Origin of the sequence: Roseovarius sp. E0-M6, assembly GCF_037083845.1 — a bacterium.
In the GTDB taxonomy this organism is placed as follows: Bacteria; Pseudomonadota; Alphaproteobacteria; order Rhodobacterales; family Rhodobacteraceae; genus Roseovarius.
The window spans coordinates 41941-63688 of the sequence record NZ_JBAPLA010000008.1 but is presented as its reverse complement, the minus strand read 5'-3'; the positions used below and the strand labels follow the sequence as shown (position 1 = coordinate 63688).

The window sequence follows — 21748 nt, the reverse complement described above, 5'->3', positions numbered from 1 at the left end:
GGCCGCGACCCGGTCGTGCCTTAGTGTGCCGGGTGCAGAGCATCCTTGAGGTAGACACAGGTCAGGATGGTAAAGACATAAGCCTGAATGAAGGCCACCAGCACCTCGAGCGCATAGATGGCCGCGATGGCGAGGATCGACAGCGGCGTCACAAGGATACCGATCCCGACCGAGATGGTGATCATCGGCGCGAACGCGGCAAAAACCTTGAGAACGGCGTGACCGGCCATCATGTTGCCGGCAAGACGGATCGAATGGCTGACCGGCCGCACGAAGTAGGAAATCACCTCGATCAGCGCGAGAATGGGGCGCAGGGCAAGCGGCGCGGAACTGATCCAGAAAAGGCCGAGGAACCCGGCGCCGTTCTTGACAAAGCCCAGCACGGTCACCGTCACAAAGACCATCATCGCCAGAACCGCCGTCACCGCGATATGCGACGTGGTTGTGAACGCGCCGGGCAGCAGCCCGAGGAAGTTCGAGAAAAGCACGAACACGAACAGCGTCATGATGTAAGGGAAATAAGGAAGCGCCTCTTTGCTGGCCACGTCCTCGACCATCTTGCGGATGAACCCATAGCAAAGTTCCGCGATCGACTGCACCCGCGACGGAATGACCGAGCGCCCCGACGTGCCCAGAACCAGAAGCGCGGCGGCCGCGAGGACCGTCAGGACCATCCAGAAGCTTACATTGGTGAAGGTGAACGTGCCGACCGGCCCGTCTCCGAAGAACGGTTTCACGATGAACTGATCCATCGGGTGAAACACCAGACCTTCGCTTTTCTCGGCACCTTGCGCTTCAGTCGCCATGCTTTGTCCCCCCGTTTGCGCCGTCTTGCGTCGCAGTCTTCTCGTTGCCCGGTCCGGGCGCCATTCTCTCGGCCTCTTCGGCCAGTTGCTTGCGCTGGATTTCCGCCGCGCTTCGGATCATCGTCTTGATGCCCGCCGCAAGGCCCAGCAATGTAAAGAGCACCAGAAACAAGGGCAGCGTGCCCAACAGGCGATCAAGCCCGTATCCGATGCCAAAGCCGATCAGAAGACCGACGACAAGCTCCAGCACCATGCGCCACGCCAGATGCGCCTGCGAATAATGCTCCTCGGTGTGGGGCTTTTCGTCTTTCGGCTTTCTCAGGGCGGCGATCCGGGCCTCCAGCGCAGCCAGACGCTCCTTCTCATCACCCTGCGACACACCAAAAGCCCCCACATCAGGTTGGCGCTATTGCTATGCGCGGGCGGGGCCTGAGTCAAGCGCGCCTCGCGGCCTGCGACACTTGTCTTAATCCATTGTTTTAATATAGTTTTTCGTTTTGCAATCAAACGGCGAAACTGCGACCACACCCCATCTGACCTGCCGCGACGCGCAAACGCGATGTTCAACCATATGGTTGACCTTTACTCCGAAGCGCCGCTGTCGTCAGTCCGCCTCGCGCACCACGAACACCGAAACAGGTGCGTGTGATGCGATGCGCCCACCATGGGAATCGATCAGATACTCGACCCAACCGGGCCGGTGCGACCCGATCACCACGAGATCCGCCTCGATCTCGTCAACGGCCCGGACAAGCACACTGTCCACCTGCACGCTGGGGTCTGGCACGTCATAGACACGCGTTCCGATCTTGACACCCTTCTCCGCCGCTTCGATCTCGCGCGCGAACTCGGCGAGCAATTCCTCATAGTGTTCGGTGGAATGGGTGACTTTGGGCTGAATACCCCCTGTCACACTGACCAGCGTCAGGCGCGCGCCGTAATGCCGCGCCAGATCGGCGGCCACATGGATCGCATGCTGCAAACTATCCTTCATCGAAAGGTCGATTGGTACGAGAATATGAGTATACATTTTTCCTCCATTGTCTGACGCTACTGTCACATGTCATGCGAGGGCCTGCCTTGTTTTATGTCAAGCCTTGCTTTTCGCGCGCCGAACGGCTGCTATGTCTGAAATGACAGGATCAAGTTTCGCTCACCGCCTCGCCGTCAGAAGCGCACTGCCCCGACTTTCGGTCGGGATGCAGGACACCGTTGATATCGGTTTTCTGGGTCCGCTTAGCGGCCCGGTCGAAAGTTGGGGCCTGCCCGGTCTGAATGGTTGCCACATCTGGGAGGACTGGCTCAACAAGGCCGGCGGCCTCCTGATCGAGGGCAAGCGGTTTCCGATTCGCATCCACGCCCATGATTGCGGCTATGATCCCGACCGGGCCATGGAAGGCGCCCGCCGACTTGTTCAGAAAGAAAAGGTTCAGCTTCTCATGATGCTGGGCGGCGACACGCTGACCCCGGTGCGCGATTTCCTGACCCGCCACAAGGTTCTGACCTCGACCCTCCTGCCCAGTGATCTTTCGCCGGACATGCCCTATCTCATCGCCCCGAGCGAACTGCATCCGATCTACAACGTGACAGGTGTGGACTGGCTCGCCCGGACTAGGCCCGACCTCAAGACCGTGGCGGTCTGTAGCCAGACCGACGCCCTCGGTCTGCCCTCGCTCGGCACCTACCGCGCGGCCTTCCGCGCCGCCGGTATCGAGATCGTGGACGAAGTGCGCTATGACCCCTCCGAAACCGATCCGCGCGGTTTTCTCGCGCCGATACTGGCCCGAAACCCTGATATCCTGTGCTGGTGTACCAGCTATGCGCCGATGGTCGACGCGATGACCGAATTCGCCCATGCGCAGGGTTACAATGGTCAGATCATCTCCTGCACCTTCGACAACTATCCGCGCCTGATTGAACAAACCTCACCCGAGTTCATGGAAGGGGCGGTTTTTCAATTCCCCGATTTCGACGATCCGCTGCTGCGCGAAAAGGCATTTTTCTTCAATCGGCCCCATGTGTTCTTCGAAGAATACAACCGCCGTTTTCCCGACACCTGGAGCGCGGTGAGTTGGGAATATGTCGCCATCCTCGAAATCTGGCAGGCCGCTGTCGAAAAGGTCGGAAGCACCCGCCCCGCCGCGGTTCTGGCGGCGATGAAACAGCTTGGACAGGTCACCCATGCCTTTGGCCCCGCAGATTGGTGGGGGACCGAGATGTTCGGCATCGACAATGCGCTTGTGGGCGACTGGCCCGTCGTCACCATCCGCGACGGCAAGGCCCGCATCACGGAATTCGGCTCGATCCGTGGCTGGCTTGAAAAGAACGGCGTGCTTCTGCGCGAAGAAATGTCCGAGCTTGGCCAGCTTTGGGAACAGCGCGTGCAAAAACAGCAGGGAACAAAAGACGCATCCCCTGCGGCCTGACCGGCCTCAGTCGTCCTGCAACAGGATCTTGTTTTCCTCGATGAGATTCAGCTTCACGAACTCGACCGCCGCCTCCACATCACGCGACGCGATCGCATTGAAGAGCGTGTTGTAACGCCGCTGCGCCTCCTGGATGCGGTTCGGCGTAAGATGCCTGCGCAAAAGCGCGCTGCGAAACCTCTGGTGGCTGGCTTCGGTCGCCAGCTCATAGCACGAAGCCAGAAGCGGATTCTCGGTCCCGCGTGCGATCTTGAGAAGCATCTCTTCCTCATAGCGGACGAATTCGGCCACATCCGTGCGCACCGCCTCAAGCCGGCTGAGCGTCTTGTCCAGATCCTCGATCGCGCGTGGCGGCATGTTGATCACCGCAAGCCGCACGATCTCGGGCTCAAGGATGCCCCGCACCACAAGATGATCAAGCGGGCTCGTCTCGGACGCGATCGACCCCACGGTGGGGTTCTGCGGCGCCTCAGACCTGTAGGTGACGAAACTGCCCGATCCGGCGCGACGGCGGATCACCTTGCGCGCCTCCAGAACATCAAGCGCCTCGCGCACCGTGTTGCGCGCCACCCCCAGTTCCGAGGCAAGCGTGCGCTCGGACGGAAGCCGGGTGTCCACCGGGTATTCCTCTGACTTGATCCGCGCGAACAGCGTGTCGATCACAACGCGTGCCGTGGCACCGATGGACTGATCGGGATCAAGTTGTGTTTCGTCGTCCGAAGGGGCTGCGGCCATGGTCTGTCCCGTCACGAAGTGCTGCTCTTCTTGGTCTAGCATCAAATTCCGGCGCATTCGAGGCCCTTGAGCAGTTGACGTCATCTCGCGCTCGGGGCTTAACAAGACCCATGTCAAACACGCTCGACACGGTTTTCGCGGCCCTAGCCGATCCCACGCGCCGACAGATCCTGTCGATGCTGCTCGAGGACGACATGGCCGTCACCGACGTGGCCGAGCCGTTCGACATGAGCCTCACCGCCATTTCGAAGCATCTGGCGATCCTTTCTCGCGCGGGCCTGATCACCCAAGAACGGCGCGGCCGCGTCAAATGGTGCAAGCTCGATCCCGACGCGCTGCGCGATGCGTCCATCTGGATGCAAGGCTTCGGTCAGTTCGAAGCGATCAACCTCGATGCGTTCGAACGGTTCCTCAGGGCGGAGTTCGGCAATGAAACATAGCGCCGAAGGCAGCGCCGGCGGTGATGCCATGCCCAGCCCCGAACACCTGCCGCCCGCCACCGTCGAGCGTGTGGCGAATGCGGTCGTCCCCCCCATGGAGCCGGGCCGCGACATGCCGCACGGCGTGTTTCGGCGCGACGGCACGTTCTGCGCGGCGTCTCGCACCCTGATTTCGGCCGGGCGGTTTTCGGGCGTGCCAAACCATCCCGCACCGGGCGAAACGCAACGCCTTGAGGGGCGGTATCTTTATGCCGGGGTCGGGCGGCATCATTTCGGTCACTTCCTAATGGAAGGGCTCGGGCGGCTCTGGGCGCTGGACCATGTGGAGACACAGGTGGATGGCATCCTTGTGGTGCCGATGCACGACAAGGACATCGAAACCGTCCTGCGCCGCCGCTTCCTTCCGTTCTATTCGTGGCTCTGCGACGCGCGGCCGATCTGGCTCATAGACCGGCCCGTGCAGGTTGATGATCTGTTGCTGCCAAGTCAGGGGTTCGGTCACAGGCACTGGAGTGTGGGCACGCCCGAGTTTCGCGATTTCGTGCGCAGCCGGGTCGCCGCCCGCATCACGCCTGACGGGCCGCGTTGGGTCTATGTCTCGCGCACGCAACTCAAATCCCCGGATCACCGGATGGATCGCGAAGACGCGCTCGAACGCACTCTGGTGGAAAAAGGCTATGTCGTGTTCCACCCCGAGCAATACACGATCGAGGAACAGCTTCAGGTCTACATGTCCGCCGACAGGATCCTCGGGGCGGACGGGTCGGCCTTTCACCTCGCGCCCTTCGCCATGCGGTCCGGAACGCGGCTTGGCCTGATCCAGCGCAGGCACCGGCAGGCCCCGTTCGACGCGCTTGTGGCGCAGATACGGGCCTTCGTCGATGTCGATCTTGTCACCTTCAACGCCTTGCGCCCGCGGGAAACGCATCCGACCCCGCGTGGTGAGCCCGATGCAATCCGCTTCAGGGGCCTCTTGCAAGACCTGAAATCCGCCGGGTTCATATAAAAGGGTCCGAGAAACGCCGCCCAATAGGTCAGGCCCGCACCGAGGGAACCTCATCGTCGCGCAGCAGCAGGAACAGGGCCACCGCCGTCAGCGCGACACCCGCCATGACAAGCACGCGTGGCACACCTTGGCCCAGCGCGGCCTGCCACAGGATGACCCAGCTTGGCGTGAGATAGGTATAGGCCATGACCTTGGCACTGGGCAGGCGCAGCGAGGCATATTGAACCAGTATGAAGCTTAGCGCAGTGGCGAAAATAGTCGTATAGCCGATCGTCACCCAGACAATCACGGGAAGCGCGGCCCAGTGCGTCGCCACGATGTCACGCCACCCTGCCAAGGTGATCAGGAGCGCCGCCGCCGCCATCGCGCCCAGCGAAAACACCACCGCCGGTTCACCCCGGTTAAGCTTGCGCACGAGAGGTATATAGGCGGCATGCGCCACGCACCCCCAGAAATAGACGATCTCGCCGCGGCCCACCTCAAAGGCACCCACCGCGCGCCAGTCGGCCCGGAAGATCACCCAGAGCGCGCCCACCGCACCTATACTTAGCGCCACCGACATGCGCGGCGTCATGATCTGCCGCAAAAGAAGAAATCCGAACACCCCCGACAGGATCGGGGTAAGCGTGAACACCGCCGCCGCCGACACCGGCGGCGCGGTCTTGAGCCCCTCGAACATCAGCACGAAATAGAGCCCCATCGACGCCCCGAGCACGAGATACCGCCAAGGCGCGCGCAAGGCCTCGCGGCGGATACCCACGGTCCCAACTGCAACCGCCGCAACAAGACATGACGCCAGGATGAAGCGCACGGAATTTAGCGCGGTCGGCGCGATATGCGGCGCGGCCATCGACCCCAGTGCGAACGACCCCGCGATCAAACCCGAGAACACAAGCATCGCAAGATGCCCGCGCATCGCATCGCTCATGTCGCGTCCCACGCCTTCGCGGCGGTCTTGAGGTAATCGAGAAATGTCTGAACCTTGGCGGTGCGATGCAGGTCCATATGGGTCACCAGCCACAGCGGCGTGGACCAGTCGTCAAGCGGCGGATGCACCTCGATCAGGCCACCCACCTCGCGGGCCTGCAACTGTGTCATGAACCCGATGCCGACGCCCTCCTGAATGGCCCGTCGCTGGGCATGCACATCGCCGCTGCGGAAAACGATGTTTTCTGCCGTCACGTGCTCGCGCATCCAGCGCATGAACGGCGCCCGCGATTTCGGATCGTCTGCCCCGACAAAGAAGTGCTGGGTCAGATCACCGCCGTCACGTGGGTCACCGCGCCGCGCGATATAACTTTCGCTGGCATATAGCGTGGTCGACAGCCGCACGAACGGCTGCACGACATTGTCCGGCTGGTCGGGAACCGATCCGGCGCGAATGGCGACATGCGCCTCGCCGTATTCCAGACGGAAAAGCCGGTCCCCCGTCAGAAACCGCACGACCACCTGAGGATAGGCTTCGCGGAATGCCGTGAGAACCGGCACCAGAAGATAGCCCAAGCCGCCCAGTGACGTCACCACAAGTTCGCCCGAGACACCATCGCCCTGCCCCCGGATACGCCCGGCCAACTGACCGAACTGATCGTCGGTCGCCTGCGCGACACGCAATAGATCATCGCCCGCTTCGGTCGGGGTATAGCCACGGGCATGGCGCTGAAAAAGCTTCACACCAAGCCGCGCCTCAAGCGCATCTATGTGTCGGATCACCGTGGCATGATGCACGCCCAGATGCTCGGCCGCACCGCTCACCGTGCCGACCCGCGCCACATGATAGGCGGTGCGCACCTCGTCCCAATTCTCCATTCCGCGATCCTTGTGCACTGGCGAACGAAACCACCCGAAACTTAACCAAGAGTTGACATAGGCACAACACCGGGCTTTGCTCTTGCCAACAATCGGAGGCTGGGAAACTGAATGTTCAGATCAACACACCCGATCTTTTCGTAGCGCGCGAGGTGCCTTGGCTCATCGCGATCATGCTTTTTTGTTTCACGATGATTTTCGTCGCCGCCGGTCTTGTCGTGGTCGCGTCCGGCGAATGGCTCGGGCTTGTTTTCGGCGGGCTCGGCGGCGGACTCGGCATCGCCGCGATGGCGGTCTTCGTTGAACGCCTGCAAGTGGTATTAGATGCGCGCGCCGGCGTTGCACGTATCAGCCGCCGCACCATGTTCCACCAGCGCGAGACAGGCTTCGATCTATCTCGGGTTCTGGGGGCCGAGATTCAAAACGCGACCTCCAACCGCGATGGCCGGCGCCGGACCCTCAGCCGCCCGGCATTCAAGGTCGCCCACGGCACGGACCTCACCCCTTACGCCCATCCGATCACCGAAATATACTCAAACTGTCGGGGCCCGGAAACCCTCGTCACCGCTCTCAACCACTGGCTTGATGCGCATCGGTCTGGCGATCAGGGATCGAGCCAGCCAACCTCGGCCCCCCATCCCTCCACAAGCTGACACAACGCCTCCGGCGCAAGGCCGACGGTCCGATCATTCACCAGCGGATGCACATGGACTGTTTCGGCGTCACGCAGGGCGGTGTCCATGATCAGGCGCACGCCATTCCGCGCGCCGTTGATCATCGCCAAGGGACTGACGGCACCGGGCCGGACGCCCAGAAACTCCATCAGCCGCCCGGCCGATCCGAACGAGACACCGGGCGCATCCATCGCCTGACCAAGCGCCTTGAGGTCCACCGCCCGATCCTGTTCCAGAACGACAAGATAGTTTCGCTTCTTGCGATCGCGCAGGTAGAAATTCTTGATGTTGAGCGCGCCCGGCCCATCGGGCACCACCGCGCCCTGCACTGTCTTGGCGTCCTCTACCGTGCGCAGCGGAATATGCTCGTAATAGGCAAATGCGATGCCCGCGTCGCGCATCTGCTCCAGCAGCGCGTCGGATGTCACGGGCAGGCTGCCCTGATGTGCTGAGGATGCGTCGGGCTCGTGGTCCTGGCTCATGGTCTGCGGCTCCTTTCATTCGCTCTTCCAGTCATATCGCCGCATCTGGCCGTTTGGGCAATGGACAACCGCGCGCGCTATGCGGCATGATCGCGGCCATGGAACTTGCCGTCTACCAAATGTCCGCCGACACCGATCCGCGGTCGCGCCCGCAACGCATCATCGACGCCATGGCCCGCGCCCGCTCGGTCGGGGCCGACCTGATGATCGCTCCCGAACTCGCCCTCTCGGGCTATGGTATGGGCGACGCCCTGCGCAGCATGGCCCAATCCGCGAATGGCCCGTGGGTTCAGGAATTGCAGGAGGCCGCCGAAGGGATCGGCATCAGCCTGGTCGCCGGCTTTCCCGAACGCACCCGCGACGCCTATCACATCTCGGCCATCGCCATCTTTGCCGACGGGCGCGACCCTGTCGTCTATCGCAAGGGGTTTCTCTATGAAACCTACGAAAAGGATATCTTCACCGCGGTCGGCCCGAACACCGTCACCTTTGATTTCGAGGGGGTGCGCATCGGCATGCTGATCTGCTTTGATGTCGAGTTTCCCGAATGCGTCCGCGCGCTCGCGCTCGAAGGTGCCGACCTCGTCGTCGTGCCCACCGCCCTGCCCGCCCAGCCCGGCAGCCCCTTCGTCGCGCAAAACGTGATCCCCGTGCGCGCCTATGAAAACCAAATCTTCGTGGCCTATTGCGATCACGCCGATTTCGACGACCGGTTCACCTATCAGGGCCTTTCGTCCATCGTGGCCCCGGACGGCGCGGTTCTCGCCTCCGCGCCCGAAACCGGCGAGGCGCTGATCACCGCCACGATCGAACCCTCCGCCTATGCCGCCTCGCGCCGCCTGAACCCTTACGTGCAAGAGTGGCGCGACGCGCAACCGGGTTGACTCATCCCCCCGCCCGCTCTAAACGCCAGCCAACATCCGGAAGTCTCTGACGCTTCCGGTCCCTTGGCGCATGCCGGGATCGCACCCCACCAGCGAGTTTCGCCCGTGGGGGCATTTGTGATTTGAACCGTCCCTCCTATGTCGGGGGGACAAACCGCAACCGGCACAGGAGGCCGAGGTATGTTTGAAAATCTGTCCGAACGCCTCTCCGGCGTCCTTGACCGGCTGACGAAACAGGGCTCGCTGTCCGACGACGACGTCAAAACCGCGCTGCGCGAAGTGCGCGTCGCCCTGCTCGAGGCCGACGTCTCGCTTCCCGTGGCGCGCGAATTCGTCAACAAGGTGCAGGAACAGGCGACCGGGCAGGCGGTGACGAAATCCGTCACACCGGGCCAACAGGTCGTCAAGATCGTGCATGATGCTCTGGTCGACACGCTGACTGGTGACGAAGACCCCGGCGCACTCAAGATCGACAACCCGCCCGCGCCGATCCTGATGGTCGGCCTTCAGGGCTCGGGCAAGACGACAACCACGGCCAAGCTTGCCAAACGCCTCAAGGAGCGCGAGGGCAAGCGCGTCCTCATGGCCTCGCTCGACGTGAACCGCCCCGCGGCCATGGAACAGCTTGCCATCCTCGGAGGCCAGATCGGCGTCGACACCCTGCCCATCGTCAAGGGCGAAGACCCCGTCGCCATCGCCAAACGCGCCAAGACACAAGCGTCCTTGGGCGGCTATGACGTCTACATGCTCGACACCGCCGGCCGGCTGCATATCGATCACGAGCTGATCGCACAGGCCGCCGCCGTGCGCGACGTGGCGAACCCCCGCGAAACGCTGCTGGTGGTCGATGGCCTGACCGGACAGGACGCGGTGAACGTCGCCACCGAATTCGACGACAAGATCGGCGTTTCGGGCGTCGTGCTCACCCGGATGGATGGCGACGGGCGCGGCGGTGCCGCGCTTTCGATGCGTGCCGTCACCGGCAAGCCCATTCGCTTCGTGGGCTTGGGCGAAAAGATGGACGCCATCGAGACCTTCGAGCCCGAGCGCATCGCCGGCCGCATCCTTGGCATGGGCGACATCGTCAGCCTTGTCGAAAAAGCGCAGCAAACCATCGAGGCCGAACAGGCCGAGCGTATGATGAAGCGCTTCCAGAAGGGTCAGTTCAACATGAACGACCTCAAGATGCAGCTCGAACAGATGCAGAAGATGGGCGGCATGGAAGGCGTGATGGGCATGATGCCCGGCATGGGCAAGATGGCCAAGCAGGTGCAGGACGCGGGCTTCGATGACAAGATCGTCGCGCGCCAGATCGCTCTGATTCAGTCAATGACCAAGAAAGAGCGCGCCAACCCCAAACTTCTACAGGCCAGCCGCAAGAAGCGCATCGCGCGCGGCGCGGGCCTCGAGGTGAGCGAACTCAACAAGCTTCTGAAGATGCAGCGCCAGATGGGCGACATGATGAAGAAGATGGGCAAAATGGGCAAAGGCGGTATGCTCAAACAGGCCATGGGTGGCATGTTCGGCAAGGGCGGCCCCACAGCCGAAGACATGCAGGGCATGGACCCCAAGGCCATGGAACAGGCCGCGAAACAGATGGGCAAGGGCATGCCCGGCGGCGGCCTTCCCGGTCTCGGAGGCGGCGGCCTGCCCCCCGGTCTCTCGGGCTTTGGCAAAAAGAAATGATCCATGCTTTCTTCTTGCTTTAAATATCCCCGCCGGAGGCTCCTGCCCTCTCATCCCGCCGCGATGGCGGGGGCGGTGCGCGCGTGACCTCGCTTCCCGATATCCAACTCGAAACCGAGAACCTTGTTCTGCGGATTCCGCAGGCGCGGGATTTCGACGCCTATTGCACCTTCGCGCTCGATCCTGTTCGCGCGGCGGGCTTTGGCGTCGAAAAGGACCGTCCACAGGCATGGCGCTGGTTCGCCAGCAATCTGGGTCATTGGGTGCTGCACGGCTACGGCTATTTCACCATGGAGTGGAAAGCCACCGGTGCGCCCTGTGGCATCACCGGCATCTGGAACCCCGAAGGCTGGCCCGAGCCGGAAATCGGCTGGGTCGTCTATGAAGCGTTCGAAGGGCGCGGCATCGCCCATGAAGGCGCCAGCCGCGCCCGCCGCTGGGCCTATGAAGAGCTTGGCTTCACCACGCTCACCTCGAACATCGTTCCGGGCAACACCCGTTCGGTGGCGCTGGCCGAGCGGTTGGGCGCATGGTTCGAACGCCGCTACGACAACGTCCAGATGGGCGAAGAGATGCTCTATCGCCATCCTGGACCAGCCGATCTGCGGGATGCGCGACCATGACCACCGTGCCCGTGACCATCCCCCGTCTCGAAACCGAAGATCTGATCCTGCGTGGCTATTGCGAACAGGATTTCGAGGCGATCGCAGCTTTCGGCGCCTCCGAACGATCGCAGTTTGTCGGCGGCCCGATGACGCGCTGGGACTGCTGGCGCGCCTTCATGGCAGGGATCGGTCACTGGATTTTGCGTGGGTATGGCATGTGGATGATCGAGCATCGCCACACCGGCGCGGTCGCGGGTCGTGTCGGCATGATCTACAATGATGGGTGGGACGAACCCGAACTGGGCTGGCACATCTATGACGCGTTCGAAGGCCGCGGCCTCGCCTATCAGGCCTGCATCGCGGCGCGCACCCATGCCGCGCGGCACATGGATCTGGACGGTGTCATTTCCTACGTTTCCGATAAGAACGAACGCTCGCTGCGTCTCGCCCGTCGGCTGAACTGCACGCATGAGCGCGACGCCATGCTTCTGGGTCAGCCCTGTCAGGTCTGGCGCCACCCGAAAGAGGGTGTCACATGATCCGGATTTCCACACCAAAGGGCACGCGCCATGACTGATCTTTCCAAACGCGCCGCCGACCTGCTCAAGGGCCACCGCGAGAGTATCGACCGCCTCGATGCCGTGCTCGTCTACACACTGGCCGAGCGGTTCAAGCACACCCAGGCCGTGGGCGTGCTCAAGGCACAGCACGACCTGCCCCCCTCCGATCCGCTGCGCGAAAGCCAGCAGATCGAGCGGCTTGAGCGTCTCGCACGCGAAGCCAATCTCGACCCCGAATTCGCCAAGAACTTCCTCAACTTCATCATCGGTGAAGTGATCCAGCATCACCGCAAACAGCAATCGTAATCGAACGTAGGGCGGGGTTAACCCCGCCGCCCAAGGACCATTCAAAGGAGAACACCAAATGGCCATGAAAATCCGTCTCGCCCGTGGCGGCAGCAAGAAACGCCCCCACTACTCGATCGTCGCAGCAGACTCGCGCATGCCGCGCGATGGCCGCTTCATCGAGAAACTTGGCACCTACAACCCGCTCCTGCCCAAAGACAGCGAAGAGCGCGTCAAGATGAACATGGAGCGTATCCAGTACTGGCTCGATCAGGGCGCACAGCCCAGCGACCGCATTTCGCGCTTCCTCGAAGCGGCGGGCACCGTCGAAAAGAAAGACCGCGCCAACCTCAAGAAGGGCGAGCCGGGTAAGAAAGCCAAGGAGCGCGCCGAGGAAAAAGCCGAGAAAGCCGCTGCTGCGCTCGAGGCCGCAAACGCCCCTGCCGCAGAGCCGGAAGCGGCCACCGAAGAGTAACCCGGACGGGTCGGCGCCGGCATGCCGCGCTTTTCACCGGAATTTCAGACCGGGCTGGCCCAACTTATGCGGTGGCGGCGTGATGTGCGCCGCTTCCGCACCGATCCGGTGGATGACGCGTGCCTGCGCGCATGTTTCGAAAGCTTCCTCACCGCCCCCTCGGTGGGCTTGAGCGAGCCATGGCGCATCCTGCGCGTCTCCTCACCTGCGGCGCGCGACGCGGCGCTTGATAATTTTCGCACCGCCAACGACCGCGCCCTTGCCGGATACGAGGGCGAGCAGGCGGCGCTTTATGCCGGGCTCAAGCTATCGGGCATGCAGGACGCGCCTGTACAACTCGCCATCTTCTGCGATGAGACCACCGATAAGGGCAAAGGTCTCGGTGCGGGCACCATGCCCGAGATGCGGCGCTATTCCGTCGTGGGCGCGATCACGCAATTCTGGCTGACCGCGCGGGCGCATGGGCTGGGCGTGGGATGGGTGTCGATCCTCGATCCCGACCGGCTGTCGCGCGACCTCTCCGCGCCCGAGGGGTGGCGTCTCGTGGCCTATCTCTGCGTCGGCTGGCCCGAAGATGAAAGCGAAACACCCGAGCTTGAGATCGCCGGATGGGAAGACCGCTGCGCCACCCTGCCAATCGAGGACCGCTGAGACGATGTTCAAACTGATCCGGCTTGCCATTTTCTCCATGCTGGCGTTCTTTGCAGGGGTAATGACCGAACGATTCCAGATGTCAGTGTCCTGTGTCGGCGCTGGCGGGGCCGTCCGCGGCGGACTGTGCCGGGGGGTGCGGCCATGACCGGCGATCTCATCTGTATCGGTGCCATCGCGGGCGCCTTCGGCGTGCGCGGCGAGGTCCGGCTCAAGAGCTTCACCTCCACACCCGAGGATATCGCCACATACGGCCCTCTCACCACCGAGGACGGCGCGCGCTCTTTTCGCGTGACCCTCACCGGTCAGACCAGCAACGCACTGACCGCGCGCCTGTCGGACATCCGCACCAAGGAAGAGGCCGACGCCCTGCGCGGGACACAGCTTTTCGTCGCGCGCGACCGCCTGCCCTCCCTGCCCGATGACGAATATTACCACGCGGACCTTATTGGCCTCGAGGTTAGTGACACCGGCGGCACGCTTCTGGGCCACGTCAAGGCGGTGCTCAACCACGGCGCATCGGACATCCTTGAAGTCCAGACGCCGGGACAGTCATCGACGGTGCTGCTGCCCTTCACCCGCGCGGCGGTGCCAACGGTCGACCTTCGCGCGGGCCGCATCGTGGCAGATCCGCCCGCTGGCCTCTTTGACTGACCGTAACGGCGGCGCCGGGAACCAGATACCCGTTCACAGTGTTATGAAACACGAGAGCCTCAGCGGCCTCCGTGACAACGACAGTGAACGAGGAATATCTAATGTTAGAGTGGATTCTCATACTTCTCGCCATCGCGGCGATCGCCGCGATGCTGGGCTTTGGCCGTTTGTCGGGGGTTGCGCTCTCTGGCGCGAAGATTCTCATCGTGATCGCGCTTGTGCTCTTCCTTCTGGTCGTGCTCGGCGTTGTATCACTCGCCTGACGGGATTTTCCCGCAATCAGTTTTTGAGTTTGCATGCCCGCAGACATGGCCTATGACGCGGGCATGGCGTCTTCCGATACCCCACCCAACCGCGCGGCCGGTCGGAAATCCGTTTCCGTATCCCTCAGGCCGCGCGAGTTGATGACCCCCACTCCCCGCCTTGCCGGGGCGTGGGCGGCGCGTGTCATCACGCTCCTGCCCGAAGCGTTTCCGGGCATCCTCGGGCATAGCCTCACCGGTCGCGCTCTCAAGGATGGGCTGTGGACACTTGAGACCACTGATTTGCGCGACTATGGCGAGGGCAGGCACCGCAATGTCGATGACACGCCTGCCGGGGGGGGCGCGGGCATGGTGCTGCGTCCTGACGTGATGGGCCGCGCCATTGATGATGCCATGGCCGGAACACCCCCCGACTGGCCACTTCTCTACCTAAGCCCGCGTGGCGCGCCGTTCTCACAGGCGATGGCCCAAGATCTTGCCGCGCGCCCCGGCGTCACGATGATCTGCGGCCGGTTCGAAGGGCTCGACCAGCGCGTGATCGACCACTATCGCATTCAGGAAGTGTCTCTCGGGGATTTTGTCCTGACCGGTGGCGAAAGCGCCGCGCAGGCGATGATCGACGCCATCGTGCGTCTGCGCCCCGGCGTTCTGGGCAATGCCGCCTCGACCGAGGAGGAAAGCTTCTCCGAGGGGCTTCTGGAGCATCCGCAATACACCCGCCCCGCCGAGTGGCGCGGCCTGACCATCCCGGATGTGCTCACCTCGGGGGACCATGGCCGTGTCGCGCAGTGGCGGCGTGAAATGGCCGAACAGATCACCCGCGAGCGGCGCCCGGATCTGTGGGAAACCTTCGAAAAGCGCAAGACGAGCCAGAAGCGCGATAGATCATGACGCCAAGCCCTGCCTGATCTTCGCACCGGTCTCGCGCCTATCCTTTGGGCGTGCAAACACGCGCTGCTCGCTCTTGATCCGCCCTCCGTTTGCCCCTATACACCGCGCGTCCGGGACTCGTCCGAGTCGGCCGGACCTGTGATCCGTGTCGCGCCGCCCGCTTTCTTCGGCACCGGCCAAAACGGAAAACAGCATCAAGTAAAATGACGGCCTGATCTCTGGCGGGCGCGATAAACGCGGACCCGGAAGAAGACCAAGAGCTCTGAGGACGCGACACACCTTTGCGGATGAAACCGCAAGCATATTAGGAGAAGATCAGATGGACCTGATCGCAGAACTCGAGGCGGAACAGATCGCTTCGCTCGGGAAGAAAATTCCCGATTTCAAAGCCGGCGACACCGTGCGCGTCGGCTACAAGGTGACAGAAGGCACGCGGTCGCGCGTGCAGAACTTCGAAGGCGTCTGCATCAGCCGCAAGAACGGCTCGGGCATCGCCGGGGCGTTCACCGTGCGCAAGATTTCCTTCGGCGAAGGCGTCGAGCGTGTGTTCCCGCTCTACTCGACCAACATCGAAGACATCACCGTAATCCGCCGTGGTCGTGTTCGCCGGGCCAAGCTTTATTACCTGCGCTCGCGCCGTGGCAAATCGGCCCGTATCGCCGAGGATGCGACCTACAAGCCCAAGGATGACGGCAAGAAGCCCGTGCAAGGATCCGCGACATGAAAAAAGATATCCATCCCGATTACCACATGATCGACGTCAAGATGACGGACGGCACGATCTTCAAGATGCGCTCGACCTGGGGCGCCGAGGGCGACACGCTCTCGCTCGACATCGATCCCACCGTGCACCCCGCATGGACCGGCGGCTCCTCGCGCCTGATGGACACCGGCGGCCGCGTGTCGAAGTTCAAGAAAAAATACGAAGGTCTCGGCTTCTAAGCCGCCAAAGACATCGCGTAGTGATCAAACGCCGCTCCGGTCCGGGGCGGCGTTTCTTCTTTGAAACGGACCAACTGACTGTGGCCGATAAGACTCGGACCCTGCGCGACCGCGTCTGGCCCTTCGGAAAACCCTTCACCGATGGACCCTTCCGGCTTATTTTGCTCACTAAAAAAGAGCAGGTTCACCGTGCGCGCATCGACGCCATTATGAAAAGCGAGCAGGGTGTTGAGCTTTGCGCCAAACTCGAACCGACCAAACTGTTCAAATATTGGGTGTTATGCGCGATCTGGTGATCATAGCTGGCGAATGGCCACAGGAGGCAGGTGATCAAGCCACGCATGTGCCGAAGGGTGATGTCCGTGTAATCCACGCCGAGGGGGACATGCCGCTATCCGACCTCCCACCGGGGCCCGAGCGCGAGATAGCCATCGGTGTGGAAAACGCGCGGGCCAAAGGTGATCCGCCCGTCGATATCGTCGCACTGGGCAAGCCCGGCGCGCAACTCAAGAAGAACTGGGATCCCGCGCATGAAAGACGGCTCTTCGCCAAATCCGTGCGGCATCTGCTGAACATCCTGCAAACCGGCGACCACAGGCTTACCGGTCTGCTCTGGCTCGCCGCACCGCAGGGCGAACCGGCGGGCGATGCCCAGCGCGCGCTTTTCGCTTTCCTCATTGAACGTCTGAGACTGGCCATCGGTGCGCCCGACCTTCCGGTCTGCGCGATGCCCGTACACACCCGCGCAACCGAGGCCAGGAGCAGCTACACACAGAACCCCGGCCTCAAGAACTATGTGCGCGCCTCGCCACCGCGCAAGACCTCCCCAACGTTAGCCGACTTCGGCATGGCACTGGCGAGGGCCTTGCCCGGCGCCGCGAAAGACAGCCCCTGGGCCGCCACCCGCGAGGTGCGCTGGCTCTGGAAGGGGGACATGTATCAGGCATGGATGTCCCGTCCCGCCGACGCAGAGGATACCCATTGGATCGTCGTCTTTCCCCATTTGACGGGCGAGGGCATCAACGGGTTCGAGATTCCCGCCTTCGGCCAGACCGCGTTTGAAAAGCGTGGTGTCCAGACGATCTTTATCCGCTCGCGGCTGTCCAACTGGTTTCAGGACGACGAGGTTTTCGCGATGGGCGCCGCCCTTCGCGAGGCTCTGCCCGATGGTGCGCGCGTCACGACCTATGGCGCCAGCATGGGCGGCTATGGCGCGCTTCTTCTGTCCGATCTTATCAGGGCCGAGCGTGTGGTCGCCATCGCACCACAGTTCACCCTCGATCCCGCGACCGTCCCGTTCGAGCGGCGTTGGCGCGTCTCTCGCGAACGCATCGGCCGCTTCCACCACGATCTGCGCGATCACATGTCGCCACCTGCTGCCAAGTTCGTGTTCTACGACAGCCTCGACAAGGACCGGCATCACATAGCCCTCATGCAGCCCGACGACACGTTCCGGCTGATCCGCTTTCCGGGCGCCTCGCATCAAATCCTGCGCTTCCTTCAGGAGACGGGCTGCCTTGGCGATTTTCTGACCGCGCTCACCGATCCCGACGCGGGGTTCGACGATCTGCATACCAAGGCGCGGGCCGCCCGCGACCGAAGTCCGATCTATTGGCTCAGCGTCTTTCGGCATTTCAAAGGCCATAATCCGGCCTGCGCCGCCGCCGCGCTGCGCCTCTGCGTCGACATCGAAGGCCCAAAGGCGAAATATACGCGCCGCTTTGCGAAACTTCCGCCCGAGTGGCGCACGTCCCCGGCTGTGCCCCAAGAGGTGACCTGACCCGTTTCCGTCTTTGATCCGACACATCGGGGAAAGGTGAAGCCAGTGTGAGGCCCGGCCATTTCACTGTGTTTCGCGAAACGCGTTACCCACTGGACAGCGCGCGGCTGCGGGATTATCTGCGCTGAATGGCCCAACCCAAGGATAACCCGAATTACAAGGTGATCGCCGAGAATCGGCGCGCGCGCTATGATTACGCCATCGAGGATGACCTCGAGTGTGGCATCATTCTCGAAGGGTCCGAAGTGAAATCCCTGCGCGAAAACTCCGCCAACATCGCCGAAAGCTACGCGGCGGTGGAGGATGGCGAACTTTGGCTCATCAACTCCTACATCGCGCCTTATGAACAGGCCAAGACCTTCGGCCATGACGAGAAACGCCGCCGCAAGCTACTGGCATCCAAGCGGGAACTGGCCCGGCTCTGGAACGAAACACAGCGCAAGGGTATGACCCTCGTGCCGCTGGTGCTGTATTTCAATCACCGGGGACTGGCGAAAATCAAGATCGGCATCGCCAAGGGCAAAAAGAACGTCGACAAGCGCGCGACCGAGGCCAAGCGCGACTGGAACCGCCAGAAACAGCGCCTTCTCAAGGATTTCGGATAAACCACGCCGCCAAACAGGAGAGAGATTTCATGTATCTGATGCTCTGTCTGATTTCCGGCGCCGTGGGCGGCGTCGTCGCGGGAGGGTTGCGCACAGGTCCGGGGCGGCTCGTCAACACGGTGCTGGGTCTGGCCGGTGGCGGCGGGGGTTTTTTCGCCCTGATCCTGCTCGGACTGGGTGGCACGGCAAACGGCAATGTCGATCTGGGCACGATCCTGACCCAATTCGGGGCGGGCTTTGTGTGTGGTGGTGCGCTGGTGTTACTATCGGGTTGGTTGGCCCGCATCAGACGGGGCTGACATCCGCCCTTCTGGCGCCCAGCGGTCTTGATCCCCGCCCCGCGCGGGTGTAGCGATTGCCCGTCCCAAACCCGAGGCACCCACCATGGCCCAAGACGATCCCACCACGCTTGTCTCGACCGCATGGCTCGCGGCGCATGCAAAGGACCCGGACATTCGTGTTCTCGACGCGAGTTGGTATCTCCCCTCCGACAACCGCGACCCGCGTGCAGAGTTTGCCGCCGGACATATCCCCGGCGCGCGCTTCTTTGATATCGACGAGATTTCCGACCATCGTTCGGATTTGCCGCACATGGTGCCGCCGGTCGAAAAGTTCATGTCGCGCGTGCGTGCGCTCGGCGTCGGCGACGGGCACAAGATCGTGGTTTACGATGGCGCAGGGCTTTTCTCGGCGGCGCGGGTCTGGTGGCTCTTCCGGCTGATGGGGCATCAGAGCGTTGCGGTGCTCGACGGCGGCATGCCGAAATGGCTGGCCGAAGGCCGCCCCGTTGAAACCTCCCCGCCGATCATCCGGGACAGGCACATGACAGTGCGCAAGAATGCCGGGATGGTGCGCGATGTGACACAGGTCGCACAGGCGTCCAAGCTGGGCAATCACACCATTCTCGACGCCCGGTCGACGGCCCGTTTCCGGGGCGAGGCGCCCGAACCCCGCGACGGGTTGCGCTCGGGGCACATTCCCGGCGCGCGCTCGGTGCCCTTTACCCAGTTGCTGAATGATGATGGCACGATGAAAGACCCCGATGCCCTGCGCGCCGTCTTTGATGCGGCTGGCGCCGATCTGGACAAACCGGTGATCACCACTTGCGGTTCGGGTGTGACCGCGGCGGTGATCAACCTCGCGCTGGAACGCATCGGCAAGACTGACCATGCTCTTTATGACGGATCATGGGCCGAATGGGGCGCTTTCCCAACGGTGCCCGTCGCCACAGGAGACACCTGATGCTCAACGATCTCCCGTCTCAGGCCGAAGACAAGATTCTCGCCCTTATGGCACAGTTCCGCGCCGATCCGCGCGACGACAAGATTGACCTTGGCGTTGGCGTCTATCGCAATGCACATGGGCACACGCCCATCATGCGGGCGGTCAAATCCGCCGAGACGATCCTGCTTGAGACACAAGAAACGAAATCCTATGTGGCGCTTGCCGGCGATCCGGCCTTCACCCGCGCGATGGCCGACCTCGTGCTTGGCGACGTGGTTGCGCAGAACCGGATCGCGGCGGCGGCAACGCCCGGCGGCACAGGGGCCGTGCGGCTCGCCTTTGATCTCGTGCGGATGGCCAACCCCGATGCGCGCGTGTTCGTGCCCGGACCGACATGGCCCAACCACCTGAGCATTCTTGACTATCTCGGGATGCCAACCGTCACATATCGCTATTTCGACAGCACCACCTGCGAGGTCGATGTCGCCGGCCTGCTTGAGGATATGGGCGATCTGCGCGCGGGCGATGCGGTTCTCCTGCACGGTTGCTGCCACAATCCCACCGGCGCCAATCTTGCGCTGACCGATTGGCAGGCCGTGATCGATATCATCACCACCAAGGGGGCGCTCCCCATAATCGACATCGCCTATCAGGGCTTTGGCGACGGGCTGGATGATGACGCGGCGGCCACGCGCCTCGTTGCGTCATCGTGCCCGGAAACCCTGATCGCGGCCTCCTGCTCAAAGAATTTCGGGATTTACCGCGAACGGACGGGCCTGTTGATGGCGGTCTCCAACGATGCCTCCTCCTGCGACCTAGCACAGGGCAATCTTGCCTATCTCAATCGTCAAACCTATTCCTTCCCGCCAGATCATGGCGCGCGGCTCGTCACGATGATCCTCGAGGACGAGACCCTGCGCGCCGACTGGCAGGCCGAACTGGCCAACATGCGCGCCGGTATGCTGTCCTTGCGACAGCAACTTGCCAGCGAGTTGCGCACACTTTCAAATTCGGATCGCTTCGATTTTCTGGCTGGCCATCGCGGCATGTTTTCGCGGCTTGGTGCATCCCCCGAACAGGTCGCGCGCATGCGTGAGGATCATGGCATCTATATGGTCGGAGACAGCCGTATCAACATCGCCGGATTGAACACCGATACGGTGCCTGTTCTGGCGCGGGCGATGATCGACGCGGGAGTCTGACCCCGGCGCGTCACCCCGTCGTGCCATAACGTGCGAGAAACATCTCGACCACGCCAGTGACCACGCGCTCGATCTCGGCTTCGGCGCAGGCACAGTCGAGCCCACAAAGGCGCCGCACGAAAAGATCGGCCTTGCACAACTCGCCGAACTGGCTCGCGGCAAGGTCCATATCTTCGATCTTGAGGTCTCCGCGCGCGACATACGCCTCAAGGATACGGCCCAGCTTCTCGCGAAGCATCGCCGGACCCGATTCGTAGAACCGCTGACCCAGTTCGGGAAACCGATAGGATTCGGCCACACAGGTGCGGAACATCTGCTGTCCGAACTCGGACACGAAAAACCGCACGAGACAATCCGCGGCCTCGCGCAAGGTGCCCTCGATCGGGGCGGTCACGTCCATATGGCCCAGCGCCTCATCGGCCTGCCGATTGCATTCGCCGCGCGCCACTTCCGAAAAAAGAAGCCGCTTGTCGGGGAAATAGGCATAAAGCGTGGCCTTGGACACACCTGCTTCGCGCGCGATGTCGTCGACACTCGCCCCCTCAAAGCCGTCACGCATGAACACCAGCCGCGCACCTTCAAGCACTTGGTCGAACTTGCGCCCCTTCTTGATCTCGGCACTCATCGCCGTCATCTAATCCCTCCACCTGCGGCAGGACACACCTT

General features: G+C 62.6%; 30 protein-coding genes. 22 read left to right on the top strand and 8 right to left on the bottom strand.

Translation table 11 applies throughout. The features are described 5' to 3' along the window. Positions 1-20 precede the first annotated feature (20 nt). The 3 genes from V8359_RS16810 to V8359_RS16800 form a co-directional block, all read right to left on the bottom strand. The gene (locus V8359_RS16810; RefSeq protein ID WP_336430246.1) at positions 21-806 is read right to left on the bottom strand and encodes a F0F1 ATP synthase subunit A; all 786 of its coding nucleotides are present in this window, start codon (positions 804-806) and stop codon (positions 21-23) included. Then, complete coding sequence (locus tag V8359_RS16805; protein WP_336430245.1) at positions 796-1185, bottom strand: AtpZ/AtpI family protein; 390 nt, start codon at positions 1183-1185, stop codon at positions 796-798. Before V8359_RS16805 ends, V8359_RS16810 begins: the two co-directional genes overlap by 11 nt. Before the next feature lie 225 nt (positions 1186-1410). Continuing rightward, positions 1411-1836 carry a universal stress protein gene (locus V8359_RS16800; RefSeq protein WP_336430244.1) on the bottom strand — a complete coding sequence of 142 codons (426 nt, stop codon included), beginning with the start codon at positions 1834-1836 and terminating at the stop codon, positions 1411-1413. Positions 1837-1939: 103 nt separating this feature from the next. On the opposite strand from V8359_RS16800, the gene V8359_RS16795 reads away from it, so the two are divergent. Then, the gene (locus V8359_RS16795) at positions 1940-3232 is read left to right on the top strand and encodes an ABC transporter substrate-binding protein (RefSeq protein ID WP_336430370.1); all 1293 of its coding nucleotides are present in this window, start codon (positions 1940-1942) and stop codon (positions 3230-3232) included. 6 nt (positions 3233-3238) lie between these two features. Here V8359_RS16795 and V8359_RS16790 read toward each other — a convergent pair whose 3' ends face one another. Next, complete coding sequence (locus V8359_RS16790) at positions 3239-3967, bottom strand: FadR/GntR family transcriptional regulator (protein ID WP_336430368.1); 729 nt, start codon at positions 3965-3967, stop codon at positions 3239-3241. A gap of 110 nt (positions 3968-4077) precedes the next feature. On the opposite strand from V8359_RS16790, the gene V8359_RS16785 reads away from it, so the two are divergent. After that, on the top strand, positions 4078-4407 hold the full coding sequence (locus V8359_RS16785) for an ArsR/SmtB family transcription factor (RefSeq protein WP_336430243.1): 330 nt from the start codon (positions 4078-4080) through the stop codon (positions 4405-4407). Next, positions 4397-5413 carry a glycosyltransferase family 61 protein gene (locus V8359_RS16780; protein WP_336430242.1) on the top strand — a complete coding sequence of 339 codons (1017 nt, stop codon included), beginning with the start codon at positions 4397-4399 and terminating at the stop codon, positions 5411-5413. Before V8359_RS16785 ends, V8359_RS16780 begins: the two co-directional genes overlap by 11 nt. 28 nt (positions 5414-5441) lie before the next feature. On the opposite strand, the gene V8359_RS16775 is transcribed toward V8359_RS16780, so the two are convergent. Continuing rightward, entirely contained in the window at positions 5442-6341 is a 900-nt protein-coding gene (locus tag V8359_RS16775) for a DMT family transporter (RefSeq protein WP_336430240.1), read from the bottom strand. Further along, positions 6338-7219, bottom strand: a complete 882-nt coding sequence (locus V8359_RS16770) for a LysR family transcriptional regulator (protein WP_336430239.1) — start codon at positions 7217-7219, stop codon at positions 6338-6340. The genes V8359_RS16775 and V8359_RS16770 overlap by 4 nt, the downstream gene beginning before the upstream one ends. Positions 7220-7392: 173 nt before the next feature. Here V8359_RS16770 and V8359_RS16765 point away from each other — a divergent pair, with 173 nt between their 5' ends. Further along, on the top strand, positions 7393-7872 hold the full coding sequence (locus tag V8359_RS16765) for a hypothetical protein (RefSeq protein WP_336430238.1): 480 nt from the start codon (positions 7393-7395) through the stop codon (positions 7870-7872). Here V8359_RS16765 and V8359_RS16760 read toward each other — a convergent pair. Continuing rightward, a complete protein-coding gene (locus V8359_RS16760) occupies positions 7824-8375 on the bottom strand; it encodes a prolyl-tRNA synthetase associated domain-containing protein (protein WP_336430237.1) in 552 nt (183 codons plus the stop codon). The two genes, V8359_RS16765 and V8359_RS16760, sit on opposite strands and share 49 nt — an antisense overlap. 98 nt (positions 8376-8473) lie before the next feature. Between V8359_RS16760 and V8359_RS16755 the strand changes: the two genes are divergently transcribed. The 18 genes from V8359_RS16755 to V8359_RS16670 all read left to right on the top strand — a co-directional run bounded on the left by V8359_RS16755 (position 8474) and on the right by V8359_RS16670 (position 21082). Further along, positions 8474-9259, top strand: a complete 786-nt coding sequence (locus V8359_RS16755) for a carbon-nitrogen hydrolase family protein (RefSeq protein WP_336430236.1) — start codon at positions 8474-8476, stop codon at positions 9257-9259. Positions 9260-9439: 180 nt separating this feature from the next. Continuing rightward, entirely contained in the window at positions 9440-10945 is a 1506-nt protein-coding gene (ffh, locus tag V8359_RS16750; protein ID WP_336430235.1) for a signal recognition particle protein, read from the top strand. A gap of 83 nt (positions 10946-11028) precedes the next feature. Continuing rightward, positions 11029-11568 carry a GNAT family N-acetyltransferase gene (locus tag V8359_RS16745; RefSeq protein ID WP_336430233.1) on the top strand — a complete coding sequence of 180 codons (540 nt, stop codon included), beginning with the start codon at positions 11029-11031 and terminating at the stop codon, positions 11566-11568. Next, positions 11565-12089 carry a GNAT family N-acetyltransferase gene (locus V8359_RS16740; protein WP_336430232.1) on the top strand — a complete coding sequence of 175 codons (525 nt, stop codon included), beginning with the start codon at positions 11565-11567 and terminating at the stop codon, positions 12087-12089. Before V8359_RS16745 ends, V8359_RS16740 begins: the two co-directional genes overlap by 4 nt. Positions 12090-12119: 30 nt before the next feature. Next, on the top strand, positions 12120-12416 hold the full coding sequence (locus V8359_RS16735; RefSeq protein ID WP_336430231.1) for a chorismate mutase: 297 nt from the start codon (positions 12120-12122) through the stop codon (positions 12414-12416). 58 nt (positions 12417-12474) lie between these two features. After that, positions 12475-12870 carry a 30S ribosomal protein S16 gene (rpsP, locus tag V8359_RS16730; RefSeq protein WP_336430230.1) on the top strand — a complete coding sequence of 132 codons (396 nt, stop codon included), beginning with the start codon at positions 12475-12477 and terminating at the stop codon, positions 12868-12870. Positions 12871-12891: 21 nt separating this feature from the next. Continuing rightward, entirely contained in the window at positions 12892-13521 is a 630-nt protein-coding gene (gene bluB / locus V8359_RS16725) for a 5,6-dimethylbenzimidazole synthase (RefSeq protein WP_336430229.1), read from the top strand. 144 nt (positions 13522-13665) lie between these two features. After that, the gene (gene rimM, locus V8359_RS16720) at positions 13666-14175 is read left to right on the top strand and encodes a ribosome maturation factor RimM (protein WP_336430228.1); all 510 of its coding nucleotides are present in this window, start codon (positions 13666-13668) and stop codon (positions 14173-14175) included. 101 nt (positions 14176-14276) lie between these two features. Beyond that, on the top strand, positions 14277-14438 hold the full coding sequence (locus V8359_RS16715) for a DUF1328 family protein (RefSeq protein WP_336430227.1): 162 nt from the start codon (positions 14277-14279) through the stop codon (positions 14436-14438). A 33-nt stretch (positions 14439-14471) separates the two neighbouring features. Then, positions 14472-15329, top strand: a complete 858-nt coding sequence (gene trmD / locus V8359_RS16710; protein WP_336430226.1) for a tRNA (guanosine(37)-N1)-methyltransferase TrmD — start codon at positions 14472-14474, stop codon at positions 15327-15329. Between the two features lie 319 nt (positions 15330-15648). Next, positions 15649-16053: a 50S ribosomal protein L19 gene (gene rplS / locus V8359_RS16705; RefSeq protein WP_336430225.1), complete on the top strand. Its 405-nt coding sequence runs from the start codon at positions 15649-15651 to the stop codon at positions 16051-16053. Next, positions 16050-16271, top strand: coding sequence for a 50S ribosomal protein L31 (rpmE, locus tag V8359_RS16700; protein WP_336430224.1), 222 nt, complete (start codon positions 16050-16052; stop codon positions 16269-16271). The genes rplS and rpmE overlap by 4 nt, the downstream gene beginning before the upstream one ends. 20 nt (positions 16272-16291) lie before the next feature. After that, complete coding sequence (locus tag V8359_RS16695) at positions 16292-16567, top strand: hypothetical protein (protein ID WP_336430223.1); 276 nt, start codon at positions 16292-16294, stop codon at positions 16565-16567. An 89-nt stretch (positions 16568-16656) separates the two neighbouring features. Next, complete coding sequence (locus tag V8359_RS16690; RefSeq protein ID WP_336430222.1) at positions 16657-18051, top strand: hypothetical protein; 1395 nt, start codon at positions 16657-16659, stop codon at positions 18049-18051. Between the two features lie 128 nt (positions 18052-18179). Beyond that, positions 18180-18656 carry an SsrA-binding protein SmpB gene (smpB, locus tag V8359_RS16685; RefSeq protein WP_336430221.1) on the top strand — a complete coding sequence of 159 codons (477 nt, stop codon included), beginning with the start codon at positions 18180-18182 and terminating at the stop codon, positions 18654-18656. 29 nt (positions 18657-18685) lie between these two features. Further along, positions 18686-18955 carry a hypothetical protein gene (locus V8359_RS16680; protein ID WP_336430220.1) on the top strand — a complete coding sequence of 90 codons (270 nt, stop codon included), beginning with the start codon at positions 18686-18688 and terminating at the stop codon, positions 18953-18955. An 85-nt stretch (positions 18956-19040) separates the two neighbouring features. Beyond that, the gene (gene sseA / locus V8359_RS16675) at positions 19041-19898 is read left to right on the top strand and encodes a 3-mercaptopyruvate sulfurtransferase (RefSeq protein WP_336430219.1); all 858 of its coding nucleotides are present in this window, start codon (positions 19041-19043) and stop codon (positions 19896-19898) included. Then, entirely contained in the window at positions 19898-21082 is a 1185-nt protein-coding gene (locus V8359_RS16670; protein WP_336430218.1) for an amino acid aminotransferase, read from the top strand. The genes sseA and V8359_RS16670 overlap by 1 nt, the downstream gene beginning before the upstream one ends. 10 nt (positions 21083-21092) lie before the next feature. Here the strand turns inward: V8359_RS16670 and V8359_RS16665 are convergent, their stop codons facing one another. Continuing rightward, positions 21093-21716 (bottom strand): TetR/AcrR family transcriptional regulator, encoded by a 624-nt coding sequence (locus tag V8359_RS16665; protein WP_336430217.1) that lies wholly within the window; start codon positions 21714-21716, stop codon positions 21093-21095. Positions 21717-21748 lie beyond the last annotated feature (32 nt).

Excerpts from the sequence above, each read along its gene's own strand:
- V8359_RS16810 (WP_336430246.1), bottom strand. The coding sequence starts at position 806 with ATGGCGACTGAAGCGCAAGGTGCCGAGAAAAGCGAAGGTCTGGTGTTT.
- V8359_RS16800 (WP_336430244.1), bottom strand. The coding sequence starts at position 1,836 with ATGTATACTCATATTCTCGTACCAATCGACCTTTCGATGAAGGATAGT.
- V8359_RS16795 (WP_336430370.1), top strand. The coding sequence starts at position 1,940 with ATGACAGGATCAAGTTTCGCTCACCGCCTCGCCGTCAGAAGCGCACTG.
- V8359_RS16790 (WP_336430368.1), bottom strand. The coding sequence starts at position 3,967 with ATGGCCGCAGCCCCTTCGGACGACGAAACACAACTTGATCCCGATCAG.
- V8359_RS16785 (WP_336430243.1), top strand. The coding sequence starts at position 4,078 with ATGTCAAACACGCTCGACACGGTTTTCGCGGCCCTAGCCGATCCCACG.
- V8359_RS16780 (WP_336430242.1), top strand. The coding sequence starts at position 4,397 with ATGAAACATAGCGCCGAAGGCAGCGCCGGCGGTGATGCCATGCCCAGC.
- V8359_RS16775 (WP_336430240.1), bottom strand. The coding sequence starts at position 6,341 with ATGAGCGATGCGATGCGCGGGCATCTTGCGATGCTTGTGTTCTCGGGT.
- V8359_RS16770 (WP_336430239.1), bottom strand. The coding sequence starts at position 7,219 with ATGGAGAATTGGGACGAGGTGCGCACCGCCTATCATGTGGCGCGGGTC.
- V8359_RS16765 (WP_336430238.1), top strand. The coding sequence starts at position 7,393 with ATGCTTTTTTGTTTCACGATGATTTTCGTCGCCGCCGGTCTTGTCGTG.
- V8359_RS16760 (WP_336430237.1), bottom strand. The coding sequence starts at position 8,375 with ATGAGCCAGGACCACGAGCCCGACGCATCCTCAGCACATCAGGGCAGC.
- V8359_RS16755 (WP_336430236.1), top strand. The coding sequence starts at position 8,474 with ATGGAACTTGCCGTCTACCAAATGTCCGCCGACACCGATCCGCGGTCG.
- ffh (WP_336430235.1), top strand. The coding sequence starts at position 9,440 with ATGTTTGAAAATCTGTCCGAACGCCTCTCCGGCGTCCTTGACCGGCTG.
- V8359_RS16740 (WP_336430232.1), top strand. The coding sequence starts at position 11,565 with ATGACCACCGTGCCCGTGACCATCCCCCGTCTCGAAACCGAAGATCTG.
- V8359_RS16735 (WP_336430231.1), top strand. The coding sequence starts at position 12,120 with ATGACTGATCTTTCCAAACGCGCCGCCGACCTGCTCAAGGGCCACCGC.
- rpsP (WP_336430230.1), top strand. The coding sequence starts at position 12,475 with ATGGCCATGAAAATCCGTCTCGCCCGTGGCGGCAGCAAGAAACGCCCC.
- bluB (WP_336430229.1), top strand. The coding sequence starts at position 12,892 with ATGCCGCGCTTTTCACCGGAATTTCAGACCGGGCTGGCCCAACTTATG.
- rimM (WP_336430228.1), top strand. The coding sequence starts at position 13,666 with ATGACCGGCGATCTCATCTGTATCGGTGCCATCGCGGGCGCCTTCGGC.
- V8359_RS16715 (WP_336430227.1), top strand. The coding sequence starts at position 14,277 with ATGTTAGAGTGGATTCTCATACTTCTCGCCATCGCGGCGATCGCCGCG.
- trmD (WP_336430226.1), top strand. The coding sequence starts at position 14,472 with ATGCCCGCAGACATGGCCTATGACGCGGGCATGGCGTCTTCCGATACC.
- rplS (WP_336430225.1), top strand. The coding sequence starts at position 15,649 with ATGGACCTGATCGCAGAACTCGAGGCGGAACAGATCGCTTCGCTCGGG.
- rpmE (WP_336430224.1), top strand. The coding sequence starts at position 16,050 with ATGAAAAAAGATATCCATCCCGATTACCACATGATCGACGTCAAGATG.
- V8359_RS16690 (WP_336430222.1), top strand. The coding sequence starts at position 16,657 with ATGCCGCTATCCGACCTCCCACCGGGGCCCGAGCGCGAGATAGCCATC.
- smpB (WP_336430221.1), top strand. The coding sequence starts at position 18,180 with ATGGCCCAACCCAAGGATAACCCGAATTACAAGGTGATCGCCGAGAAT.
- V8359_RS16680 (WP_336430220.1), top strand. The coding sequence starts at position 18,686 with ATGTATCTGATGCTCTGTCTGATTTCCGGCGCCGTGGGCGGCGTCGTC.
- sseA (WP_336430219.1), top strand. The coding sequence starts at position 19,041 with ATGGCCCAAGACGATCCCACCACGCTTGTCTCGACCGCATGGCTCGCG.
- V8359_RS16670 (WP_336430218.1), top strand. The coding sequence starts at position 19,898 with ATGCTCAACGATCTCCCGTCTCAGGCCGAAGACAAGATTCTCGCCCTT.
- V8359_RS16665 (WP_336430217.1), bottom strand. The coding sequence starts at position 21,716 with ATGACGGCGATGAGTGCCGAGATCAAGAAGGGGCGCAAGTTCGACCAA.